General features: G+C 75.2%; 19 protein-coding genes. 13 read left to right on the top strand and 6 right to left on the bottom strand.

The window, feature by feature from the left end; genetic code table 11:
* The first annotated feature begins 43 nt into the window (after positions 1-43).
* Positions 44-1,045, top strand: coding sequence for a TIGR03557 family F420-dependent LLM class oxidoreductase (locus tag ATM99_RS01460; protein ID WP_062101182.1), 1,002 nt, complete (start codon positions 44-46; stop codon positions 1,043-1,045).
* Positions 1,046-1,061: 16 nt separating this feature from the next.
* Here the strand turns inward: ATM99_RS01460 and ATM99_RS01455 are convergent, their stop codons facing one another.
* A complete protein-coding gene (locus ATM99_RS01455; RefSeq protein ID WP_062101181.1) occupies positions 1,062-1,733 on the bottom strand; it encodes a helix-turn-helix domain-containing protein in 672 nt (223 codons plus the stop codon).
* Positions 1,734-1,842: 109 nt separating this feature from the next.
* Here ATM99_RS01455 and ATM99_RS01450 point away from each other — a divergent pair, with 109 nt between their 5' ends.
* From ATM99_RS01450 to ATM99_RS01425, 6 genes are all read left to right on the top strand, one after another.
* On the top strand, positions 1,843-2,484 hold the full coding sequence (locus ATM99_RS01450) for a maleylpyruvate isomerase family mycothiol-dependent enzyme (protein ID WP_062101180.1): 642 nt from the start codon (positions 1,843-1,845) through the stop codon (positions 2,482-2,484).
* 226 nt (positions 2,485-2,710) lie between these two features.
* Positions 2,711-3,862 carry a VIT1/CCC1 family protein gene (locus tag ATM99_RS01445; RefSeq protein WP_082659116.1) on the top strand — a complete coding sequence of 384 codons (1,152 nt, stop codon included), beginning with the start codon at positions 2,711-2,713 and terminating at the stop codon, positions 3,860-3,862.
* 128 nt (positions 3,863-3,990) lie between these two features.
* Positions 3,991-4,380: a BlaI/MecI/CopY family transcriptional regulator gene (locus ATM99_RS01440; RefSeq protein WP_062101179.1), complete on the top strand. Its 390-nt coding sequence runs from the start codon at positions 3,991-3,993 to the stop codon at positions 4,378-4,380.
* Entirely contained in the window at positions 4,377-5,897 is a 1,521-nt protein-coding gene (locus ATM99_RS01435) for a M56 family metallopeptidase (RefSeq protein ID WP_062101178.1), read from the top strand. Before ATM99_RS01440 ends, ATM99_RS01435 begins: the two co-directional genes overlap by 4 nt.
* 79 nt (positions 5,898-5,976) lie before the next feature.
* Positions 5,977-7,263 carry an LCP family protein gene (locus ATM99_RS01430; protein ID WP_223304752.1) on the top strand — a complete coding sequence of 429 codons (1,287 nt, stop codon included), beginning with the start codon at positions 5,977-5,979 and terminating at the stop codon, positions 7,261-7,263.
* 67 nt (positions 7,264-7,330) lie between these two features.
* Positions 7,331-8,296: a siderophore-interacting protein gene (locus tag ATM99_RS01425; protein ID WP_369797962.1), complete on the top strand. Its 966-nt coding sequence runs from the start codon at positions 7,331-7,333 to the stop codon at positions 8,294-8,296.
* Between the two features lie 290 nt (positions 8,297-8,586).
* On the opposite strand, the gene ATM99_RS01420 is transcribed toward ATM99_RS01425, so the two are convergent.
* The gene (locus ATM99_RS01420) at positions 8,587-9,021 is read right to left on the bottom strand and encodes a pyridoxamine 5'-phosphate oxidase family protein (protein WP_062101176.1); all 435 of its coding nucleotides are present in this window, start codon (positions 9,019-9,021) and stop codon (positions 8,587-8,589) included.
* Between the two features lie 157 nt (positions 9,022-9,178).
* Entirely contained in the window at positions 9,179-10,351 is a 1,173-nt protein-coding gene (locus ATM99_RS01415) for a glycosyltransferase family 2 protein (protein ID WP_062101175.1), read from the bottom strand.
* A gap of 175 nt (positions 10,352-10,526) precedes the next feature.
* Between ATM99_RS01415 and ATM99_RS01410 the strand changes: the two genes are divergently transcribed.
* The 5 genes from ATM99_RS01410 to ATM99_RS01390 all read left to right on the top strand — a co-directional run bounded on the left by ATM99_RS01410 (position 10,527) and on the right by ATM99_RS01390 (position 18,544).
* A complete protein-coding gene (locus ATM99_RS01410) occupies positions 10,527-12,545 on the top strand; it encodes an acyltransferase family protein (RefSeq protein ID WP_062101174.1) in 2,019 nt (672 codons plus the stop codon).
* A gap of 108 nt (positions 12,546-12,653) precedes the next feature.
* Positions 12,654-13,616, top strand: coding sequence for an NAD-dependent epimerase/dehydratase family protein (locus ATM99_RS01405; protein WP_082659114.1), 963 nt, complete (start codon positions 12,654-12,656; stop codon positions 13,614-13,616).
* Between the two features lie 190 nt (positions 13,617-13,806).
* The gene (locus ATM99_RS01400) at positions 13,807-15,978 is read left to right on the top strand and encodes a glycosyltransferase family 4 protein (RefSeq protein WP_150118054.1); all 2,172 of its coding nucleotides are present in this window, start codon (positions 13,807-13,809) and stop codon (positions 15,976-15,978) included.
* The gene (locus tag ATM99_RS01395; protein WP_062101171.1) at positions 15,975-16,739 is read left to right on the top strand and encodes an FkbM family methyltransferase; all 765 of its coding nucleotides are present in this window, start codon (positions 15,975-15,977) and stop codon (positions 16,737-16,739) included. Before ATM99_RS01400 ends, ATM99_RS01395 begins: the two co-directional genes overlap by 4 nt.
* A complete protein-coding gene (locus ATM99_RS01390; RefSeq protein ID WP_062101170.1) occupies positions 16,736-18,544 on the top strand; it encodes a glycosyltransferase family 39 protein in 1,809 nt (602 codons plus the stop codon). Before ATM99_RS01395 ends, ATM99_RS01390 begins: the two co-directional genes overlap by 4 nt.
* Before the next feature lie 69 nt (positions 18,545-18,613).
* On the opposite strand, the gene ATM99_RS01385 is transcribed toward ATM99_RS01390, so the two are convergent.
* On the bottom strand, positions 18,614-19,036 hold the full coding sequence (locus ATM99_RS01385; RefSeq protein WP_062101169.1) for a VOC family protein: 423 nt from the start codon (positions 19,034-19,036) through the stop codon (positions 18,614-18,616).
* Positions 19,037-19,141: 105 nt separating this feature from the next.
* Here ATM99_RS01385 and ATM99_RS01380 point away from each other — a divergent pair, with 105 nt between their 5' ends.
* Positions 19,142-20,209, top strand: coding sequence for a YafY family protein (locus ATM99_RS01380; protein WP_062101168.1), 1,068 nt, complete (start codon positions 19,142-19,144; stop codon positions 20,207-20,209).
* Between the two features lie 105 nt (positions 20,210-20,314).
* Here the strand turns inward: ATM99_RS01380 and ATM99_RS01375 are convergent, their stop codons facing one another.
* On the bottom strand, positions 20,315-21,160 hold the full coding sequence (locus ATM99_RS01375) for a helix-turn-helix transcriptional regulator (RefSeq protein ID WP_062101167.1): 846 nt from the start codon (positions 21,158-21,160) through the stop codon (positions 20,315-20,317).
* Between the two features lie 143 nt (positions 21,161-21,303).
* Positions 21,304-22,242: an SDR family oxidoreductase gene (locus ATM99_RS01370; RefSeq protein ID WP_062101166.1), complete on the bottom strand. Its 939-nt coding sequence runs from the start codon at positions 22,240-22,242 to the stop codon at positions 21,304-21,306.
* Positions 22,243-22,586 lie beyond the last annotated feature (344 nt).

The following is a 22,586-nucleotide window of genomic DNA, read 5'->3' as shown; positions in this document are numbered from 1 at the left end:
GGCTCGGGGTGCTGGATCGTCGTCGTGGGGTGAGGCTCGGGGGGTGACGCGATTCGGGTACACCCTCATGACCGAGCAGTCCGGCCCGCGCGAGCTGGTGCGCTACGCGCAGCACGCCGACCGGCTGGGCTTCGACTTCGCGGTGTCGTCGGACCACTACTTCCCGTGGCTCGACGAGCAGGGCCACGCGCCGTACGCGTGGAGCGTGCTGGGTGCCGTCGCGCAGGCGACCGAGCGGCTCGAGCTCATGACGTACGTGACGTGCCCGACCATCCGGTACCACCCGGCGGTCGTCGCGCAGAAGGCCGCGACGCTCGCGCTGCTCTCCGAGAACCGGTTCACGCTCGGCGTGGGCGCGGGGGAGAACCTCAACGAGCACGTGGTGGGCGAGCGGTGGCCCGCGGTCGGTGAGCGGCACGACATGCTCGAGGAGGCGCTGGAGATCATCCACCGGCTGCTCACGGGGGACCGCGTCACGTACGAGGGCGCGCACTTCCGCGTCGACTCGGCCAGGCTCTGGGACGTCCCCGAGGTGCCCGTGCCGATCGCGGTCGCCGTGTCGGGCGAGCAGTCCGTGCAGCGGTTCTCGTCGCTGGCCGACCACCTGGTCGCGGTCGAGCCGGACGCCGACCTGGTGCGGCGCTGGGACGAGGCGCGCGCGGGCCTGGAGGCGCTCGAGGCGATCGGCCCGTCGCGCAAGATCGGGCAGATCCCGATCTCGTGGGGTCCCGACCGCGACGAGGCCGTCGCCCGGGCCCACGAGCAGTTCCGGTGGTTCGGCGGCGGCTGGAAGGTCAACGCCGACCTGCCGACGACCGAGGCGTTCGACGCCGCGAGCCAGTTCGTCCGCCCCGAGGACGTGGCCGACGCGATCCCGTGCGGGCCCGACCTCGACGCGGTGGTCGAGGCGGTCAGCGCGTTCTGGGAGGCGGGCTTCACCGACGTCGCGCTCGTGCAGGTGGGCGACGCGCTGCAGCAGCGGTTCCTCGACGAGGCCGCCGGCCCGCTGCTGGAGCGGCTGCGGGAGGCGGCGCCGGCGAGCTGAGCGCCCGGGAGGGACGTCAGCGGCGCAGCGCTGTCGCGTCGAGCAGCGCGCGCACGGCGTCGGCGGACCCGGTGACGCGCACGCCCGGCGTCGCGTCGAGGTCGGCGCCGCCGATCACGACGGCCTTGAGCGCCCGCGTCGTCGCCGCGAGGGTCGCGTCGGGGGCGGCGTCCGACGGCGCGTCGCGCCCGAGGGTCGTGCCGTCCGGACCGACGACGCCGCGGTAGGTGACGGGTGCGGCGCCGTCGCGTCGCGAGTCGGTGAGCCGCAGCTCGACGACGGCGGCCCGCGGCCCGGGCCGGGCGTGCGCACGCATCGCGAGCACGAGCGTGTCCGGGCTCATGTCGGCGTCCCACGGCAGCGTCGGCGACCCGACGGCCCACTGCGAGAGCGCGGTGTTGACGGCCTCGAGCCGCTGCCCCCAGGCGGTGAGCGCGTAGACGTCGACGTCGGCGGGGGCGGGCAGGTGCTCGCGCACGAGGACGCCGTGCTGCTCAAGCTCGTGCAGCCGTTGCGCGAGCACCGAGGGCCCGATGCCGACGACGTCGCGCTGCAGCTGGGTGAACCGCTTGGGTCCGAGCAGCAGCTCGCGGACGACGATCATCGTCCACCGGTCGCCCACGACGTCGAGGGCGTGCGCGGCCGCGCAGCCGTCGTTGTAGGAGCCGTACGTCCGTCGTCCTGCCACGCTCCCAGCGTACGCCTCGGACTACGACGACAGGATCGTCCGCTACGGTTATCGAAGCGACCGACCGTGCCCGCGGGTCCCGGTCCCACCCCGAGGCCGAGGAGCCAGCGTGACCCTGCAGACCCCCGACCAGCTGTGGGCCGCGATCCACGCCGAGCGCGCCCGCCTGGCCGACGACCTCGCCGACCTCACCGACGCGGACTGGGCGCACCCGACCCTGTGCGCCGACTGGACGGTCGAGGACGTCGTCGCCCACCTCACCGCCGCCGCGACCACCGGCCGCTGGGCCTGGCTGCGCAGCATCGCCGGAGCGCGGTTCCGGCCCGACGTGCACAACGCGCGGCGCCTCGCCGAGCACCGTGGCCCGACCCCGGCCGACACGCTCGCGGCGTTCCGCGCGGTCGTCGACGCGCGCATCGCCCCCACGGGCGACCTGTGGGCGTGGCTCGGCGAGGTCGTCGTGCACGCCACCGACGTCCGCGAGCCGCTCGGGGTCGCGACGGCGCCCGACCCCGACGCCGTGCTCGCCGTCGCCGAGGGCTACGTGCGCAAGGACTTCGCGGTCGACTCCCGGACCCGCGCGCGCGGCCTGCTGCTCGTCGCGACGGACAGCGCGTTCGTCTCGGGTGCGGGCCTCAGCGTCGAGGGCACCACGCTCGACCTCGTGCTCGCGCTCGCGGGCCGCGCCGCGGTGCTGCCGCGGCTCACGGGCGACGGCGTCGGGACGCTGGCCGGGCGGATCGGGGGCTGATCGCGGCCCGGCCGGCACCTGCCGGCCGGCCCCTGGTCGGCCGGCAGGGGGTGGTCCCGGCCCGGTCGGTGCCGGGGTGCCGCACGACGGCGCCGCCCGGGCCGCGCGTCTTCGGCCGTCCGAAACCCCTGGTGACGGGCGTGCCGAGCGCGTCGTCCCCCGTTCTCGCAACCCCGCGCGCTCGCCTACCGTCGGCAGGACACCCCCGTCCTGCCCTGGAGTAGCCGTGCCCGCGACCCGTTCCCAGCTGCGCCGGTGGCGCCGCAACCTCGCCGACGAGCGCGCCGAGGCCGCCGTCTACCGCGACCTCGCGAGCCGCCGCGACGGTGAGGAGCGCGAGATCCTGCTCGCGCTCGCGGAGGCCGAGCGGCGGCACGAGGCGCACTGGCTCGAGCTGCTGGGCGACCAGGTCGGCGCGCCGGTGCGGGGTGCGGCGCGCACGCGCGTGCTGGGGTGGCTCGCGCGCCGGTTCGGGTCGGTGTTCGTCCTCGCCCTCGCGCAGCGCGCCGAGGCCCGCTCGACGTACGACACGGACGCCGAGGCGACGCCGCGCATGGCCGCCGACGAGCAGATCCACGAGGAGGTCGTCCGCGGCCTGGCGATCCGGGGGCGGCAGCAGATCTCCGGGACGTTCCGCGCCGCGGTGTTCGGCGCCAACGACGGGCTCGTGTCGAACCTCGCGCTCGTGCTCGGCATCGGCGCGAGCGGCGTCTCGACCGGGACCGTGCTGCTCACCGGTCTGGCCGGTCTGCTGGCCGGGGCGCTGTCGATGGGTGCGGGGGAGTACGTGTCGGTCCGCTCGCAGCGTGAGCTGCTCGAGGCCTCGCGTCCCGACGCCGACGCGGCCGCCGCGCTGACGCACCTCGACGTCGACGCCAACGAGCTGTCCCTCGTCTACCGGGCGCGCGGCATGGCGGCCGACGAGGCGCAGGCGCGGGCCGACGTCGTGCTCGCGTCGCTCGCGCAGTGGGAGGCGCAGCGCGCGGTGACGGGGTCGCTGCTGCGCACGTCGACCGCGCTGCCCGGTGCCGTCGCGGCGCCGACCCTCACGCCCGACGAGGCCGTGGCCCCCGTCGTCGAGCGCGACGAGCACGAGTCGATCGGCACCGCGTGGGGTGCTGCGATCGCGAGCTTCTGCTTCTTCGCGTCGGGCGCCCTCATCCCCGTCGTGCCGTACCTGCTGGGCGCCGAGGGCCTGACGGCGGTCCTGTGGTCGGCCGGGCTGGTCGGGATCGCGCTGCTGGGCACGGGCTCCGTGGTGGGCCTGCTGTCGGGCGCGTCGCCGCTCAAGCGTGCGCTGCGACAGCTCGCGATCGGGTTCGGCGCGGCGGCGGCGACGTACGTGCTGGGGCTGGCATTCGGCACGTCGGCGCTGTGAGCGCCGGCTCCGCGGTGACGCCCGGTCGCGCCGGGGGCGTCGTGCCCTGAGCGACGGCCGGAGGTGATCCCCGGACGCACCTACGACACCTGTAGTACGTTGACGACAGTTGTCGAAAGGAGAGTGTCGTGCGACGCCTGCCCGACGCGGAGCTCGACGTCATGGACGTCCTGTGGTCCAGCACCGAGCCGCTCACCACCCGCGCGGTGGTCGAGTCCGTCCCGAGCGACCGCGGCTGGAAGATCCAGACCGTGGCGACCCTCCTCACCCGCCTGCAGGGCAAGGGGTTCGTGCGGTCCACCCGCACCGGGCGCGACCTGCAGTACGTCGCGCAGGTCGGCCGCGAGGAGTACCTCGCCTTCGAGACCGGGCGCTTCATGGAGCGGTTCCACCGCGGCAGCCTGCGCAGCCTGCTCGCGAGCTTCACGGCCGACGGTCCCGTCGACGAGGCCGAGCGGCGTGACCTCGAGGCGTGGCTCGACGCCCGCGAGCGCGACACCCCGCAGGACCCCGCGTGACCGCCTTCGCGGTCTGGCTGACCGCGATGACCGCGCTCACCGCGGTGGCGCTGCTGGCCGACCGGCGGTGGTCCGCACGGCTGCGGCCGACGGTCCTCGCCGGCGCGTGGTTCGCGCTCGCGGTCGCCTGGCTCGTGCCGTTCCGGCCGGCGCTGCACGTGCCGGCCGTGGCCGTCCCCCTCGTCCCCGACGGGGCCGGTGCGGAGGGTGACCTGCCGGCGTCGTTCGCGCCGGCGACCCCCGGCCTCCCGGGGGTCGGGTGGACCGTGCCGACCCGCGCGGGCGTGCTCGACGGCAGCGGCACCACGCTGCGCGTCGTGCTCGGGGTCGTCGTGCTCGTGTGGGTCGTCGGCGCCGTCGTCGAGCTGGTCCGCGCGGTCGTGGCCCGCCACGCGCTGCGCTCGCACGTCGCACGCTGGGGTGTCGAGGTCGACCCGTCGCTCGTGCGCACGCTGCTCGGCGCCGACGCGCCCGGGCCGACCCCCCGCGTCGTCGTCGCCCCCGTGCAGGCGCCCGTCGTGCTCGGGGTCCGTGCGCCACGCGTGGTGCTGCCCGTGATCGACACCGACACGTCCCTGGTGCTGCGTCACGAGGTCGCCCACCTGCGTCGCCGCGACCCCGTGCAGCGCGTCGTGCTCGTGCTGGTCCGGGCCGTGCACTGGTGGAACCCGGTGGTGCGCGGCGCCGTCGCCGCCGCCGTCCGCAGCTCCGAGACGGCGTGCGACGCCGCCGCGACGGCCCACCTGGGCCGGGCCGGTCGCGTGCGATACGCCCGCGCGCTGCTCCACGCGCACCCGGCGGCACCTGCCCCGGGGCGTCCGCTGGTTCCCGCCCTGACGGAAGGACACGACGTGGCACGACGCATCACGACCCTCTTCGAGGACGGACGACGAGGCCGCGGGATCGGCGTGCTCGCCGTCGGTGCGGCGCTGGTGGTCGGCGTCGGCGTGCCGGTGTGGGCGAGCGGCGGCGGCCCGACCCCGGTGGGGTGCGTGCCCGGCACGCTCGTCGAGCACGACGGCGCCCGTGCGTGCGCGCTCGTCGACGACCCCACCGTGCCCGCGCCCGCGGGATGGGCGCAGGAGGCCGCGACGACCCTGGTCCCGGGCGACGCGCCCACCGAGGGCCCCGCCGGGCTGCACGGCACGGAGGTCGACGGCGGCGTGGTCCTCACCGAGGGGGCCGCGGTCGCCGCCGACGGTGCGGTGAGCGCCGAGCTCGTGCCCGGTGCGGCGGCCGACGGGTCGGCGTCCGCCGCGGTCGAGGCCGCGCTCGGGGCGGCCGACGTCCGCGTCGTCGCGTTCGACGTCGAGCCGTGGTCCGACGCCGGGCTCGTGGTCGACGCCCAGGGCACGCTGCGCTACCGCGGCGACGCGGTGCGCGGGTTCGTCGGGGCGCGGGCCGACGGCTCCCAGAGCACCTGGTGGGACGACCGTGGTGAGGTCTACGTGGTCGCCGGGAGCGACCACCGGGTCCGCGCGGTCACGGCCGAGGAGTTCCCGTTCGACGCGAGCTGACGAGGCCTCCGTGGGACCTTCACAGGCTCGCCCCACGACCGGCCACACCGCCATGACCTGCAGCTCTAGCCTCGGCGAGGTGATCGACGACACGCCGGGGCCCCAGCACGCCCGCACGCTGCGGCCGTCCGTCGCGCGCGTCCCGGCGCTCGTGCTCACGGGCGTCCTGACGCTGCTCGCGTCGGGAGCCGCGGCGGTCTACCTGGACCTGCGCGCGCAGATCGACGTGTCCGACGTCTCCGGGCTCGTCGTCGCCACGCCGCGCGCGGGCGCCACGACCGCCCCGCCCGACGACCCGTTCGCGGGCGACGCCATGAACATCCTGGTCATGGGGACGGACCTGCGGGACGCGGAGAACGCCGCGCTCGCGGGCGAGGCCGACGGCATGCGCTCGGACACCACGATGCTCGTGCACGTCGCGGGCGACCGGACGTGGGCCGAGGTGGTGTCGATCCCGCGCGACTCGCTCGTCGAGCTGCCGGAGTGCGCGCTGCCCGGCGGTGGGCGCTCGAAGCCCCGCACCACGATGTTCAACGAGGCGTTCTCGATCGGCGCCGGGCCCGAGCAGGACGTCGACCACGCCGCGGCGTGCACGATCGGCGCCGTGCAGGCGCTCACGGGCGTGACGGTCACGCACCACCTGGTGGTGTGCATGACGGGCGTGATCGACGTCGTGGACGCGCTCGGCGGCGTGCGCATGTGCCTGCGGGAGCCGGTCGACGAGAGCCCGCGGTACGGCGACCTGCACCTGCCCGCGGGCGAGCAGCGGCTCGACGGGCGGCAGGCCATCGGGTTCCTGCGCGCCCGGCACGGCACGGGCATGGGGCTCGAGGTCGGCTCCGACCTCACGCGCATCGCGCGGCAGCAGGCGTTCGTGCAGTCCGCGGTGCGCGAGCTGCTGGGCAAGGACCTGCTGGGCGACGTCGACGAGCTCTACCGCGTCGCGCGGGCCGTGCTCGGGTCCCTCAGCGCCGACCCGCAGCTCGCCGACCCGGTGCGGCTCGCGGCGTTCGCGTCCTCGCTGCGCGGCATGGACCGGTCGCGGATCGTCTTCACCGAGGTGCCCGTGACCGCGGCGCCGAGCGACCGCAACCGCGTCGTGTGGACGTCGGCCGCCGACGAGGTCTGGCAGCGGCTCGCGTCGGACACGCCGCCCGCCGCGCTGGCGCCGCCCGTGCCGACGTCGGACCCGGCGCCGACCGGTGCGCCGACCGGCGGGCCGGCGGGTGGTGCGGCGCCCGGCGGGGAGGAGGGGACCCCGCCGGGTGGGCCGACGCCGGGCGCGCCGGCCCCCGGCGCGCCGACGCCGGACCAGGCACCCGTCGTGCCACCGCAGGACGAGGTGCTGGCGGGGGTCTGCGCCTGACGTCCGTGCGCGACGTGACCCGGTCGGGGGTTGCGCTGTGAGGTGAGGCTCACCTTATGCTGAAGCCGTGACTCAGCCGCCCACGACGACCGTCGTCGAGACGACTGCCCCGGCGACCCCGTTCCGCATGTTCCACGTGCGGGTCGCGGCGCTCCGGCGCCTGTGCCCGAGCCTGCTGCGCGTGACCTTCACGGGCGACGACCTCGACCGGTTCGCCGACAACGGGTTCGACCAGCGCATCAAGTTCTTCCTGCCCATGAGCGGCGCGTCGTACGCGGACCTCATGGACCTGGGCCGCACGGGCGACTGGTACGGCACGTGGCGCACGCTGCCCGCCGAGCAGCGTCACCCCATGCGCACGTACACGGCGCGCGGCGTGCGCCCCCACCCGCGCGAGCTCGACGTCGACGTCGTCCTGCACGGCGACACCGGCCCCGCGTCGCGGTGGGCGTCGACCGCGCAGGTCGGTGACGAGCTGGTCGTCATGGGCCCCAACGCCGACCACGCCGGACCCCACGGCGGCGTCGACTTCGTGCCGCCCGCGCGCACCGACCGCCTGCTCATCGCGGGCGACGAGACCGCGCTGCCCGCGATCGCCGGGATCGTCGAGCGGCTGCCGCGTGACGCCGTCGGCGAGGTCCTCGTCGAGATGCCGTGGTCCGACGACCGTCTCGAGCTCGGCGCCCCCGAGGGTGTGCGCGTGCACTGGCTGGGCCGCGACGGCCGTGAGCACGGCGACCTGCTGGTGCCGGCCGTGCAGGCCGCGTGCGCGCGCCTGCTGCCCGGGCAGGCCCCCGCCCCGGACCTGGACCTGGAGGACGTCGACGTCGACGCGGGCCTGCTGTGGGAGGTCCCCGTGGACTACGCGACCCACACCGCGCTCGCCACCGAGGCGCACCTCTACGCGTGGCTCGCCGGCGAGGCCGGCGTCATCAAGACGCTGCGCCGCCACCTCGTGCGCGACTGCGGCGTCGACCGCAAGGCCGTCGCGTTCATGGGGTACTGGCGGCAGGGGCGGTGCGAGGGGAGCTGAGGGCGCCTCCGGCGTCGCGGCTCGTGCCGGCTCGGCGCCACGCCGACCGCAGCGGTCCACCATCACGTGGGCCTCGCCCGGCACGTCCTCGGCGGCCCACGCCGTGTCACGTCACGACTCGCTGACGCAGCGCTCCCGCCTGCGCCAGCCGCTCGATCGCCGCGCAGACCCGCGCGGTCGAGACGCCCGCTCGACCGACCTCCGGACGTGGACGGTGCCACCCCTGCTCGCATCGAGAGCCAGACGAGAACAAGGGCGTCGCTGCTCTCGCTCCCGGGGTGCCCGTCGCCTCAGTACGCGTACCTGCGCACCTTCTCCGGCTGCAGCACCAGGACCACCTGGCGCTCGTCCGCCTGCGCGGCGAGGTCGGCCTGGCGCACGGGGTCGGTCATGTCCCAGTAGCGCGGGGCGAGGCGGGCGGCGAGCGCGTGCGCGGCCGCGTCGTCGTCGTGGATCGTGACGTGGCCCGTGACGGCCACCCAGTGCTCGCGCTCCTCGACGGGCGCGGCGACGACGAGCGACGCGCGCGGGTCGCGGCGCAGGCGCCGGACCTTCAGGGCGTCCGCGGCGCTGAAGAGCCGGATCGTGCCGTCGTCGGCGAGGTCGAACCACACGGGGCGGGGCTGGGGCGGCGTGGCCCCGGCAGCGGTCGTGAACCAGCCGTGCAGCGGGCGGGCCAGCAGGACGCGGTCGGACTCGGTGAACGTGGCGTCGTCGGTGCTCATGGTGCCTCCGGGGCTCGGTGGTGCCTCGTGGCGAACCAACACCGCCGCGCCCCGATCGCATCCCGGGCCCTGCGTCCTGCTGCCGCCCGCGTCGCGTCGTCGGCGAGTCGGTGCGCCGACGGCCCCGCGCCGAACCCGGCCGGCCGGCCGGGGAGCGTCAGAGGCTCTGGACCGGGTCGGGCCCCGGTGCGGCCTGCTCGGCCTCGCGCTCGACAAGCTCGGTCCGGCGCGAGGAGCGCCGCGGGCGGTAGACGATCCGCGAGTGGAACGTGAACCGCACGACGAACGCGACCACGAGCGTGATCGCCGTGGCCAGCACCGCGGCGACGTGCATGGTCTCGACCAGCAGCGCCATGACCGGCATCCGCACGAGCGTCTCGACGTTGTTGAACGTGAACGACTGCCCGAACCGGGCCCACACACCCTTGCCCTCGTCACGCAGGTCCCGGAACACGAACCGCTCCTGCAGCAGGAAGTTCCCCACGATCGTGACCTCGGCCGCGATCACCGCCGCCGCGAACCACCCCGCGCCGAGCGAGGTCAGCAACGCCACGATCGCGATGTTCGCCAACGCACCCAGGCCACCGATGATCGCGAACCGCGACATCCGCCCGAACCGCAGACCCGCCAGCTGCCACAGGAAGTGCAGACCCTGCGCGAGGTTCGCCTTGGACTCCCCGGCGAACCGCGCACCGAACACGAACGGCACCTCCACCACCCGCATCGGGTGACGCGCCAGGATCTCCAGCAGGATCTTGAACCCCCGCGGCCGCAGCGCCTCGACGTCGACCGCCGCACGCCGCACCACGAAGAACCCCGTCATCGGGTCCGAGCAGTCCCGCAGCCGCACCGGGAACATCGCGCGCGTCACAGCGGTCGACGTGGACGACACGGCCTGCCGCACCACGTTCGCCAACCCGGCGCTGGACCCCTCACCCACGTACCGCGAGGCGACCACGACGTCGACGTCGGGCTCGACGGCCCGCGCGAGCATCGTCGGGATGAGCTCGGGCGGATGCTGCAGGTCCCCGTCCATCACCAGCACGAACGGCGCGGACGAGGCCCGCAGCCCCTCGAGCACCGCACCACCCAACCCCCCGGTCGGCACGTCCCGGTGGATCACCCGCACCGGCAGCTCGGCACCCGAGGCGACCCGACGCACCTCCTGCGCCGTGTCGTCGCTCGAGTCGTCGACGAACAGCAGCTCCGCACCCAGACCCCGCGTCGCCTCACCCACCCGACGCACCAGCTCAGCCACGTTGGGCGCCTCGTTGAACGTCGGCACCACCACCGTCACCTGCGGGCCCACCCGCTCGGGCACTGCGCTCATGGAAAAGCCTCGCTGGATGTCGTCGGTTGCGGGGTGTGGGGGATGAAGGCGCGCGGAGCGCCGCCCGAGCCTATCGGAGCCGACCCGGGGCGTGGCCGCGGACATAGGTCCCTGTGCCGCCGCAAGAAAAGGGCGAAATGTCTGAATGGAAATGCCGGCGGCTACGATCGACGGCGTGGACAGCCTGGCGACCCCCGTCCGTGACGAGGCCGGGCCCGTCGCGCGGCGTGCCGACGTCGAAGGCCTGCGCATCGTCGCCGTCCTTCTCGTCGTCATCTACCACTACTCCGGGGCGGGTGTCTCGGGCGGTGTCGACGCCTTCCTGTTCATCTCGGGGTACTTCGTCCTCGGTGGTCTGCTGCGCCGGCTGCGCGACGGGCGGCCCGTCGGGCTCCGGTCGTTCTACGTCCGGACCCTGCGGCGGCTGAGCCCGGCGGCGTGGGTCGCCGCGGGGGCCACGGTCGTCGGTGCGTGGTTCCTCGGGTACGGCTCCGAGCGGCTCAGCTACCTGACGCACTACCTCGCCTCGACCGCCTACGTCGAGAACCTCTGGCTCGTGCGCAGCCACGTCGTCTACGGCGCGGCGCAGGGCTACGCCAACCCGTTCCAGCACTTCTGGTCGCTGTCGGTGCAGGGCCAGATCTTCCTCGTCGCCCCGCTCGCGGCGGCCCTGGCCGCGATCCTGCTGGCCCGCGTGACCCCGGGGCGTCGGCCCGCCGTGGTGACCGGCGCCGTGGGCGTGCTCCTCGTCCTCGCCACCGGGTACGCGTTCGTCGTGACCGCGGCGGACCAGTCGACGGCGTACTTCTCGACGACGGCCCGGGCGTGGGAGTTCCTCGCGGGTGCGCTGCTGGCCGTCACGGTCGCCGACCTGCGCCTGGGGCCCCGGGCCCGCACCGTGCTGGGCTGGTGCGGGCTCGCGGCGCTCGCCCTGACCGGTGTCCTCGTGGACGGCGAGCGGACCTTCCCCGGGCCCGCGGCGCTGCTGCCGCTGGGGGCGACCGCCGCCGTGATCGTCGCCGGCCTGACCCCGACGCGGTACGGCGTGGACCGACTGCTCGCGCTGCGTCCCGTCGCCGGCGCCGGCAGGTACAGCTACGCGCTCTACCTGGTGCACTGGCCCGTGATGTCGCTGCTGCTGCTCGCGACCGGACGCGACCGGCTCGACGTGCCGTCCGCGGCGCTGGCGCTCGCCGTGACCGCGGCGCTGACGTGGGCGCTGCACCACGGCGTCGAGGCGGTGTTCCGCCAGGCGCCGGGACGCCGGCTCCGCGTCCGGGTCTGGGCTCCCGCCGTGGCGGCCGTCGGCCTGACCGTCGTGGCGGCCGTCGTGCTGCGGCCCGTCGCCACCGAGCAGGCGCAGGTCATCGGGGTCGCGGCGCTCAACCGCGACCTCGCGCGGTCGCAGACCACCGAGGGCTGCCTCGTGTTCGGGCTCGAGCCCGGCCTCTCGTGCATGTTCGACGAGCGGATCGGCGACGGCGGGGACGGCCTCGACGTCGCGCTGCTCGGCGGGTCGCAGTCCGCGCTGTGGGCGCCGACGCTCGTCGACGTCGCCGACGAGCTGGGGCTGGGCGTCCGCAGCTTCATCCGCTCGCAGTGCCCGCACTTCACCAGCAGGTACGGGCTGCCGGGCTTCGACAACGAGACCGGCGACAACTGCGCGGCGTGGAACGACCTCACGACCCAGCGCGTGATCGACGACCCGCCCGTGCTCGTCGTGACGACGCTGAGCCGCGCGGAGGCCCCGGACGGCCGGGTCGAGTGGATCCCGCTCGGGTACCGCGAGGCGTGGGAGGAGCTCGAGGCCGCGGGTGTGCGCGTGCTGGCGATCCGGCACAACCCCCGCCTCACGGCCGAGGACTGGCTCTGCCTCGAGCGCAACGTCGACGACCTGAGCGCGTGCGTCTTCCCGCGCGACGAGGTCTTCGCGGACGACGACCGGTTGTTCGCCACCCCGCTGCCGGCCAACGTCACCGTCTACGACGCCACGGTCGCGCTCTGCGACGAGGAGGGGTGCCACGCGGAGCGCGACGGGCGCCCGTCGTTCTCCGACCGGTGGCACCTGTCCGACGACCACGTCACCTCCCTGCGCGGCGACCTCGAGGGATGCGTCCGTGCCCTCGTCGCACTCGAGACGCGCGGTGGCGGGGACGGCCTGGAGCTGCGGGAGTGCGCGGTCACGAGGCGCTGAGAACGGACCGCTGCGGTCGCGATCGGGTGACATCCGTGCTAGGGCGGGCGTCCAACTGTCTGCTAGTCTCTCGGCGATTGTTGCCAAGCAAGACCAAGGGGAGCGCGAGTGCATTCGGACGACACGGACGCCGCTCGCGCGTTCCTCGCACCGGGAATCGCAGAACCAAATGTCGCGGTTCTCGGCGGCAACGGTTTCATCGGGCGGGAAATCACCCGCATGCTGGCGGCCGACGTGCCGGTCCGCGTCGTCGACCGTTCGCTCCCCGCCTCGGTCGAGGGTGTCGACGGGATGTCGGCGGACCTCTCCGACCCCGCTGCCGTGGCGCGGGCCCTCGACGGTTGCAGCGCCGTCGTCTACGCGGTGGGCGCCATGCTCCCGGCCGAGTCGACCGCCGACCCGGTCGCCGACATCACGGCGACGCTCACGCCGCTGATCAACGTGCTCGAGCACCTCAAGACGCGGCCCGGCGTGCGCCTGGTGTTCCTGTCGTCCGGGGGGACGATCTACGGGAACCCCACGCAGCTCCCCGTGCCGGAGAGCCACCCCACGCAGCCCATCAGCTCCTACGGCGTGCTCAAGCTCACCGCCGAGCAGTACATCCGGATGTACGCCACGCTCTACGGCGTCGACACGCGGATCCTGCGCGTCGCGAACGCCTACGGCCCCGGTCAGCCGGTCGGCCGCAGCCAGGGCGTCATCGCCAACTTCGTCGACGCGCTCTACCGGGCCTACCCGATCACGATCTTCGGGGACGGACGCAACGTCCGCGACTACATCCACGTGTCGGACGTCGCCAGCGCCGTGGTGTCAGCGGTCATCACCGACGGCCCGCTCGTCGCGAACGTCGCGACGGGCATCGGGACCTCGACGCTCCAGCTGATCTCCCACCTCGAGGAGATCTCGGGGAGGTCGCTCGAGGTGAACTTCCTGCCGGCGCGGCCCTACGACGTCGACGCCATCGTCCTCGACGCGGCTGCGTACCGGGCGATGGTCGGGCACGAGCCGCGACCGCTCGCGGACGGCCTGGTCGAGGTCGTGGAGGCGACGTTCAGCAGCGTCCGGGTGTGAGCTCGCGCCGCGTCCCGCGACGCCGGCCGGCCACCGCCGCCGGCGTCGCGTGCCGTCGGCCGGCACCGCCGGCCGGGTGCCCGGGGAGGGCGCCCGACGCACCCGAGCGGCCCACCGCCCGGAGGCTAGGGTCGCCCGTGATGAGCACGCCGCGACAGGAATCGACACGATCGGCATGGGGACGCGCAGCATGAGACTTCTCGACGACCGGGCGGCCCAGCGGGCGCTGACCGCACGTCTGCGATCGAACGCCTCCCGCGCGCTGTCCGCGCTGCGGGCCGGCGGTGCGGGTCGGGTCCGCGGCAAGGTGCTCGGCCTGCAGCAGGGCCCCGTGGAGCTGCGCGTCCACGGCTGGGTCCGGCAGGGGCAGGGTGCGAGCGTCGTCGTGGACGTCGACGGCGTGCCGCTCGGGGTGACCCGCCCGTCGCCGGACGTCGTCGTGCCCGGCCGTGACGAGGAGCTCCGCCTGCACCCCGACGCGTGGGGCTGGGAGCTGCGGTGCCGCCACGACGAGCTCCCCGAGGGCGAGATCACGCTCGGCGCGCGCGTCGTGCGGCCCGACGGCCTCGTCGACGACCTCGGGTCCGTCACCGCGCAGACGCGCGCCGAGCGGCAGCTGGGGACCCTCGACGCCCCGCAGCGCGGCGCGACGGTCCCGGCGGTCTTCGACGTCCTCGGGTGGATCCGCACGGACGCCGCGATCGACGCCATCGAGATCGACGTCGACGGCGGCCAGGTCGTCAACGCCCGTCTGTACTCCGCGCCGCGGCCGGACATCGCGGGCCTGCGCGAGGACGACCCCTGGAGCCCGCTGGCCGGGTGGCACGCCACCGTCGTGCTGCCGCCGGACGACGGCGACCGCTGGCACGCCGACTCCCCGACGTCGGCCCGCACCGTGACCCTGACGACCTGGGCGGTCGCCCGCGGCCGCCGGCACCTGCTCGACACGCGCGACGTCGAGTACGTGCCGATCGACCGGGCGACGAAGGACGAGGCCCGGGCGCTCGCCGTCCGCGGGTCCGCGCTGCCCGTCGAGCGCGTGGCGCGCCGCGGGCACGCGGGCGTGCCGCGCGTGCTGGTCGCGAACCACCACCTCGGCCTCGGGGGCGGGCAGCTGTACCTGTTCGAGCTGCTGCGCCAGATGGCCGCGCTCGGGCCGATCGACGTCACGGTCCTCACCGAGGTGGACGGCGCCCTGCGCGGCCGGCTGGAGGACATGGGCATCCGGGTCCGCACCGTCGGTGCGGCGCCCCCCACGGCCGTGCGCTACGAGGAGTGGGCCGACACGCTCACCGCGTACGCGGCGCAGTTCCGCCCCGACGTCGTGCTCGCCAACACGGCGGGGTGCTTCTGGGGCGTCGACCTCGCGCACCGGCTGGGGCTGCCGTCGATCTGGTCGGTCCACGAGAGCTTCGACCCCGAGCTGTTCCTGCGGCACTACTACGGCGAGACGGTCGACGAGTGGACGCGGGGCGTGTTCTACGCGTCGTTCGCGCGGGCGTCGGCGGTGGTCTTCGAGGCCGACGCGACCCGCGACATCTTCCGGCACCTCGCCGACCCGCGGCGCATGATCCGCATCGACTACGGCGTCGACCTCGCCGAGATCGACGCCTTCGTGGCCGAGCACCCGCGGGCGCAGGTGCGTGCGCGGCTCGGCCTCAAGCCGGACGACATCGCCTTCGTCTGCATCGGCACGTACGAGCCGCGCAAGGCCCAGGGGCTGCTGACCAGCGCCTTCCTCGAGATCGCGGACCAGTTCCCGCAGGCGCGCCTCGTGCTCGTCGGGGACAGCCCCAACCCGTACTCGGCCGCGCTGCACCAGGTGCTCGCGGAGGTGCCCGGCTCGAGCCAGGTGCGAACCGTGGGCGTCACCGGAGCGGTCTACGACTGGTACCACGCCGCCGACGCGTTCGTGCTCGCCTCGGACGTCGAGTCGCTGTCGCGCGCCATGCTCGAGGCGATGGCCTTCGGTGCGGTGCCCGTCGTCTCGGACGTGTTCGGCACGTCCTCGGTGGTGCAGGACGGGCGCAACGGCATGCTGTTCGACCCCACGAGCGTCGCCAGCGTGCGCCAGGCACTCACGCGCTACGCGTCGGCGGACGCCGCCGAGCGCGCGGCGATGGCCGAGCAGGCCCGCGCCACCGTCGACCCCGCGCGGGACTCCAAGCACTACGGCCTGGAGTACCGCATGCTCGTCGACGAGCTCGTGGCGGACCCCGAGACGGTCGACTTCGCGCGGCTCCAGGAGGAGGTCCGCGCGCTGCGCGAGGGGCGCCGCCCGGGGACGGGCGACGACGACTCCTCGACGGCCGGTGAGCCCGAGCCCGAGCCCGCGGACGTGGCAGGAGGACAGGACCGATGACGCCCGAGATGCAGGCCGAGCTCGACCGTCTCTGGGCGATGCCCCGGGGCGAGGTGACCTCCACGGACATCGCGGGCGACATCCGGCTCGCCGACGGCCCGTCGTTCGTCTCGCAGTTCCGGGCGATCGTCACGGACGAGATCTACGCGTTCGAGAAGCCCGGCGACGACCCGCCCGTCATCGTCGACTGCGGTGCCAACATCGGGCTCGCGACGCGGTGGTGGCTGTCCCGGTGGCCCGACGCCCGGATCGAGGCGTTCGAGCCCGACCCCGACGTGTTCGCCATCCTCCAGGCGAACCTCGCAGGGGTGCCGGACACCGTGCGCCTCCACCAGGTCGCGCTCGCCGCCGAGGCGGGGACCGCGACGTTCGACCGGCTGGGCAGCGACGCGGGGCGCCTCGACGACCGTGCGCAGGGCCCGACCGCGACGACGGTCCCGACGGTGACGCTCTCGTCGGTCCTCGCGGACCTCGAGCACGTCGACCTGCTGAAGATCGACATCGAGGGCGCCGAGGTCGAGGTCCTGCACGAGGCCGAGCACCTGCTCGGGCGCGTCGACCGCGTGTTCGTCGAGTACCACTCGCGCGTCGGCGAGCGGCAGCAGCTCGGCAACCTCCTCAACCTGCTGCGCCGTGCCGGCTTCCGGTACTACATGGAGGTGCCGCGCACGTCGCAGCGACCGTTCGTGTCGGTGTCGCAGGAGGTCGACATGGACGTCCTCGTGGAGATCTGGGCCCACCGGATCGAGACGCCGCGGTGACGAGCACGCCCGGTTCGGCCCTGGCGTCCTCGAGCACGGTGCACGCCGTCGAGGCTCCCGCCGCGTCGGGCCGTCGCGGTCGCCTGCTCGCGCTCGCGCCCGTGGTGCTCGTCGTCGTGTGGACGGTGCTCAACACCTGGTGGTCGCTGTCGCGGCTCGACGACCGCGCCTTCAACATCGACGAGGCCGGCTACCTCGCGTTCGCGGCGAACCATGCGTACGGGTTCGCCGCCCAGGGCGTCGGCGGCTGGTTCGACTCGGTGCTCGCACCGTCGCAGCACGCACCCGGCGTACCGGTCCTGACCTCCCTGCTCGTCATCGCCGGTGCGGGGATCGACCAGGCGGGGCTCGCCGTCATCGGCGTCTCGGGCGGCGTGATGCTCCTGTTCACCTGGCTGCTGGTCCGCGAGGTCGTGAACCGGACCGCCGGGTGGCTCGCCCTGGCGCTGCTGGCCACCGCACCCGCGGTGCTGAACTACAGCCACCTGTACACCTTCGTGCTGCCGACCGCGGCGCTGCTGGCCGTCGCGCTCTACGCGGTCCACCGCTCGCGCGGGGCCACGGTGCTGCGCTGGGTGGTCGTGCTGGGCGTCGTGCTCGGCTGCCTGCCCCTCGTCCGCAGCATGAACTTCGCGTTCGCCGGGATCCTCGGGATGATCCTCGTGGTCCAGGCCGCGCTCACGCCCGGCCCGGCGCGGTGGCGCGCGCTGCGCCACGTCGCCCTGGCCGCCGGCGTCGCGGCGCTCGTGCTGCTCCCGTGGCTGTGGTCGAGCTGGCGGCTCGTGGCCGAGTACCTGTTCGGGTTCGGCTACGGGGACCGCGCCGAGGAGTACGGCTCGCGCGGCGGGTCCGCGTACAACGCCGTCCGCATGACGGCGTCCGAGCTCTACGCGATCCACACGTCGGTGATCCTGATCGGCGTCGTGGCGGCCGCCGTCGTCATGGTGGTCGCCCTGGTGCGCTGGGTCCGGTCCGGGGACGCGCCGCACGGGTGGAGCGCCTTCGCCGCGGCGCCCGTGTTCCCCGCCGCGGCGCTCACGGTCGCGGGCTACGCCGCGCTGGGCACCACGGCGAACTCCGGCTCCGGGTTCGGGTTCCAGCTGGCGCCCGCGTTCGTCACGGTCGCGTGCCTCGGATGGGTGCGGCTCGTCGCCGTGCGGCCCCTGGCGTCGCGCCCCCTGCTGCCCGCGGTCGTGGTCGCGGTCCTCGCGCTCGCCTGCGCCGTGCCCGCCACCGGGCTGCTGTCGCGGGTCGCGCCGTGGGGCACCGACCGGGTTACCGAGCTGCCGGTCATCGGCGGGGTGCGGGTGACGGCGGGCGTCGACCTCGACGAGTCCTACCTCGAGATCGCCAACGGCGACGGGCCCGTGAACCGCTCCGAGTGGAGCGACGAGTGGCGTGAGGCGTCGGAGGACCTGGCCGGGGCGGTCGCGCACGACGACTTCGTGGCGTCGGGCACGGCGTTCGGCTTCCGGGGGTACTTCGTCAACGCGAACACGCTCCAGCTCGAGGTCCTGCGGGACGGGCACTGGGCGTTGCCGGTCGTCCAGATCGAGCCCGCCGTCGTTCCCGAGGACGAGGCGGCGTACCTCGAGTGGCTCACGGACGGCCCGGCCGGGTCGGCGTGCCAGCTCGTCACGTCCGCGGGCGCCGACAACGAGTTCCAGCCGATGGTCGACACGACGCTGATGGAGGCCGCGGCGGCCGCTGCCGACTTCGAGCGGGTCGAGTCGTTCGACACCCCGGACGGCCGCTCGATGGACCTGTGGCGTCGGGACCGCGCGGAGTGCGCCGTCGCGCGGTGACGCGCGCCCGCCCGCGCCGGGAGCCAGGGCCGGGTGCCGCGGCAGGGCCTGCGGCACCCGCGCCGGGGCTCACCCCGCCCAGGCGACCTCGAGGTCCAGCACCCACGTCACGCCGACGCGGTCGGTGAGCATGCCGTACAGCGGCGACCACGCGGACGGCGCGAGCGGCACGACGACCGTGGCGCCCACGGCGAGCGCGTCCCAGTGGCCGCGCAGCTCGTCGGCGTCGGTCCCGCGCACCGACACGAACACCGGGATCGTGCCCGGGTCGTAGGGCAGGCGCGAGGGCACGTCGTACGCCATGACGTGGAAGCCCGCGGGCGAGACCACCTGGCCCCAGCTGACCTGGTCGGCCTCGTGCGGCTCGGTCTCGCTGCCGGCCTGCGCGTGGGTGACGACGGTCAGCTCGCCGCCGAACGCGTCGCGGTACAGCTCGAGCGCGGCGCGCGCGTCGCCGCGGAAGTTCAGGTGGGTCGTGGTGGTGAGGCTCATGCGTGCTCCCAGGGGTGCGGGGGTGTGGTGCCGGTCCGTCCGACGACGGCACGTTCGCAGGCCTTGCGGTCAGGTCCTGTCCGCATGTCCGCCTAGGTTGGGGGCATGACGACGCCCGCCGCGACGACCGCCCGGCTGCTGCGGCTGCTGTCGCTGCTGCAGGCGCGCCGCGACTGGCCCGGGCCGCTGCTCGCCGAGCGGCTCGACGTCAGCGCGCGGACCGTCCGCCGCGACGTCGAGCGTCTGCGCGACCTCGGCTACGCGATCGACGCGACGCGCGGCACCGACGGCGGGTACCGGCTCGACGCGGGCGCCGAGCTGCCGCCCCTGCTGCTCGACGACGACCAGGTCACGGCCGTCGCGGTCGCGCTGCAGGCCGCGCCGCTGCTCGGCACCGACGTCGACGACGCCGCCGAGCGCGCGCTCGCCACGATCCGCCGCGTCATGCCCGAGCGGCTGCGGCGCCGCGCCGACGACGTGCGGTTCGTGCCGCTGCCCGACCCGACCTCGACCCCGTCGACGACCGATGCGCTCGCCCTCCTCACGGGGGCCGTCCGGCGTCACGAGGTCGTGCGGTTCGACCACGACGCGCCCGGCGCCGACCCGCACGCGCCGCCCGGCCCGCCGCGCCGCGTCGAACCGCACCACGTGGTCGCGACCCGCGGCCGCTGGTACCTCGTCGCGTGGGACCTCGACCGCGACGACTGGCGCCTGTTCCGGGTCGACCGGCTGCGGCTGCGCGCGCACCCCGGCGCACGGTTCACGCCGCGCGAGGTGCCCGGCGGTGACGTGCGCGCGTTCGTCGCCGCGCGGTTCCGGGGGACCGCGCCGGACGCCACGGGTGCGGGTGCGGGTGGCCAGGATGAGGCGTCCCCGGCGCGCACGCCCGCGGCCGCGCACGGGGCTGCGACCTGGCCCTGCACCGGCACGGCCGTGCTGCGGGCGCCCGCGCGCGCCGTCGCGCCGTTCGTCGACGACGGGACGGTCGAGGACCTCGGCGACGGACGCTGCCGCGTCACGCTCGGCGCGTGGTCGTGGGTCGCGCTGGCGGCCCTGCTCGGCCGGTTCGACGCCGACGTCGAGGCCGTCGCGCCGCGGGCGCTGGCCGACGCGTGCACGACGCTCGCCGCGCGGTACGCGACCGCCGCACGACGCTCCGCCGACCTGCCCTGACAGGCACCGCGCGGCGCGGCGACCGGCCGGGTCCCCGCCTGCCGCTGCGCCGACCGGCCCGACGGCCGTCGCGCACCCCCGCGACCACGTGCCCCGACGCGAACGTCAGTCGACGACGACGGCACCCCGCGGCCCCAGCGCCGCGAGCAGCTGCAGCTTGTCGTGGCTCGCGGTGCCGGGCGTCGCGGTGAGCACCAGCAGCACCTGTCCTTGGTCGGGGTCGCTGAGGATCTGGCACTGCAGCTCGAGCTCGCCGAGGTCGGGGTGCCACAGGCGCTTCTCGCGCCACGACGTCGAGCGCACCTCGTGCGCCTGCCACAGCGCGGCGAACTCGGTGCTGCGCGCGAGCAGCGCGTCGACGAGCGCGGCCGCGCGCGAGTGCGGACCCTGCGCGGCGTGCGCCGCGCGCAGGTCGGCGACGAACGCACGGCCGACCTCGGGGTGCTCCGCGGGCGGGTAGACCTCGCGCGCCGCCGGGTCCACGAACCACCGGTAGACGACGCTGCGCATGAGGCCCTGGTGCCGCGTCTCGTCGCCGAAGAGCGCACGTGCCGCCGCCGTCTGCACGAGCGTCTCACCCAGCGCCGTCATGACCTGGGCGGGCGTGTCGGCGAGCCGGTCGAGCACACGCATCGTCCCGGGGGACACGTGGTCCCCGCCGCCCGCCCGCGCGGGCGCGTTCTGACCGGCGAGGTGGAACAGGTGGTCACGCTCGGCGAGCGTGAGGCGCAGCCCGCGGGCGATCGCCCCGAGCATCTGCGGCGACGGCTGCGGGCCGCGCGACTGCTCCAGACGTCCGTAGTAGTCGACGGACATGTCGCTGAGCGCGGCGACCTCCTCGCGGCGCAGCCCCGCGGTGCGGCGGCGCGGGCCGCGGGGCAGGCCGACGTCCTCGGGCTGCAGCGCCTCGCGGCGGCGACGCAGGAAGTCGGCGAGCTCCACGCGGTCCATCCCTCCATGGTGCGGGGTCGGCGAAGCGGCGGGAAGGGATCGGCGATCCCCCTCTGCCGTCGCTCCGGGGGGTGACTGGATCGCGCTCTCGCGACCTGGGGTGGGGTGGTCGGGGTGACTGGATCGCGCTCTCGCGACCTGGGTCAGGGGGTGGGCGGTGTTCCGGTGAGGCGGTGGGAGACGTCCCAGACGCGGCGTGCGTCGTCGAGGTCGGTGAGCGGACGGTAGAGCGGCTGCTCCGCGGGCGGCCCGCCGAGGTGCTGGAACCCGCGCGGTCCGTACAGGTGCCCGCCGCACGCGTCGGGGGCCGTCGCCGCGAGCACCGCGGGCAGCGCGGCCGACGCGACCGTCCCGACCACCCAGCCCCGCCGCGACAGCCCGGCGATGGCGCGCCGCCCGAGCCGCTCGCGATCTCGCCCCAGGCCGGGCTGCGCCGCGAGCAGGTTGGTGGGGGAGACGCCGGGGTGCGACAGCGTGCTCGTGACGCCCCACCCGCCGGCTGCGCTGCGGCGCTGCAGCTCGGCCGCGAACAGCCCCAGCGCGAGCTTCGACGAGCCGTACGCCCGGCCCGGGTGGTACCCGTGCTCCCAGGCCAGGTCGTCCCAGTGCACGGCTGCCCGCGCGACCGCGATGCTCACCTGCGTCGTCACGCGCCCGCGCGCGGCGGCGAGCAGCGGCAGCAGGTGCGACACGAGCGCGACGTGCGCGAGGTGGTTGACGCCGAGCTGCAGCTCGAAGCCGTCGGCCGTCGTGCGCCGCGTCGGCGGCTCCATGACGCCCGCGTTGTTGACCAGCACGTCGACCGGGCGACCGTCGGACAGCAGCGTCGCGGCGAACGCGGCGACGGACGCGAGGTCCGCGAGGTCGGCGTGCCGCACGTCGAGGCGCGCGTGCGGCACCTCGACGCGCAGCCGGTCGGCGGCGGCACGGCCCTTGGCGAGGTCGCGCACCGGCAGTACCACGTCGGCGCCGGCGCGCGCGAGGTGCCCGGCGACGTGCACGCCGATGCCGTCGCTGGCGCCCGTCACGACGGCGAGCCGCCCGGTGAGGTCGGGGACGTCGGACGCGGCGAGCAGGGGCACGGTGACCTCCGGTGTGGGTGGTCGCACCGGGCGATGCGACCACCTCATGCTCGGCGCCCCGGCCGCGCGGCGGCAGGGCGCGCTCGTCCGGGGACCGCGGGTCCCTGCCTCCCGCGACCTGAGGGTTGCGGGTGACTGGATCGCGCTCTCGCGACCTGGGGTTGCGGGTGGCTGGATCGCGTTCTCGCGACCTGAGGGTTACCGGTGACTGGATCGCACTCTCGCGACCTTGGGGGTGGCGGGTGACTGGATCGCGCTCTCGCGACCTGGGGTTGCGGGTGGCTGGATCGCGTTCTCGCGACCTGAGGGTTACCGGTGACTGGATCGCACTCTCGCGACCTTGG

Origin of the sequence: Cellulomonas sp. B6, from assembly GCF_001462455.1 — a bacterium.
Classification (GTDB): domain Bacteria; phylum Actinomycetota; class Actinomycetes; order Actinomycetales; family Cellulomonadaceae; genus Cellulomonas.
The sequence above is the reverse complement of the archived record's forward strand: the minus strand, read 5'-3'. Positions and strand labels throughout refer to the sequence as shown.

Bases quoted from the DNA above. Each gene is read 5' to 3' on its own strand.
- ATM99_RS01420 (WP_062101176.1), bottom strand. From the start codon at position 9,021: ATGAGCACCGACGACGCCACGTTCACCGAGTCCGACCGCGTCCTGCTG.
- ATM99_RS01415 (WP_062101175.1), bottom strand. From the start codon at position 10,351: ATGAGCGCAGTGCCCGAGCGGGTGGGCCCGCAGGTGACGGTGGTGGTG.
- ATM99_RS01400 (WP_150118054.1), top strand. From the start codon at position 13,807: ATGAGACTTCTCGACGACCGGGCGGCCCAGCGGGCGCTGACCGCACGT.
- ATM99_RS01395 (WP_062101171.1), top strand. From the start codon at position 15,975: ATGACGCCCGAGATGCAGGCCGAGCTCGACCGTCTCTGGGCGATGCCC.
- ATM99_RS01385 (WP_062101169.1), bottom strand. From the start codon at position 19,036: ATGAGCCTCACCACCACGACCCACCTGAACTTCCGCGGCGACGCGCGC.
- ATM99_RS01380 (WP_062101168.1), top strand. From the start codon at position 19,142: ATGACGACGCCCGCCGCGACGACCGCCCGGCTGCTGCGGCTGCTGTCG.
- ATM99_RS01375 (WP_062101167.1), bottom strand. From the start codon at position 21,160: ATGGACCGCGTGGAGCTCGCCGACTTCCTGCGTCGCCGCCGCGAGGCG.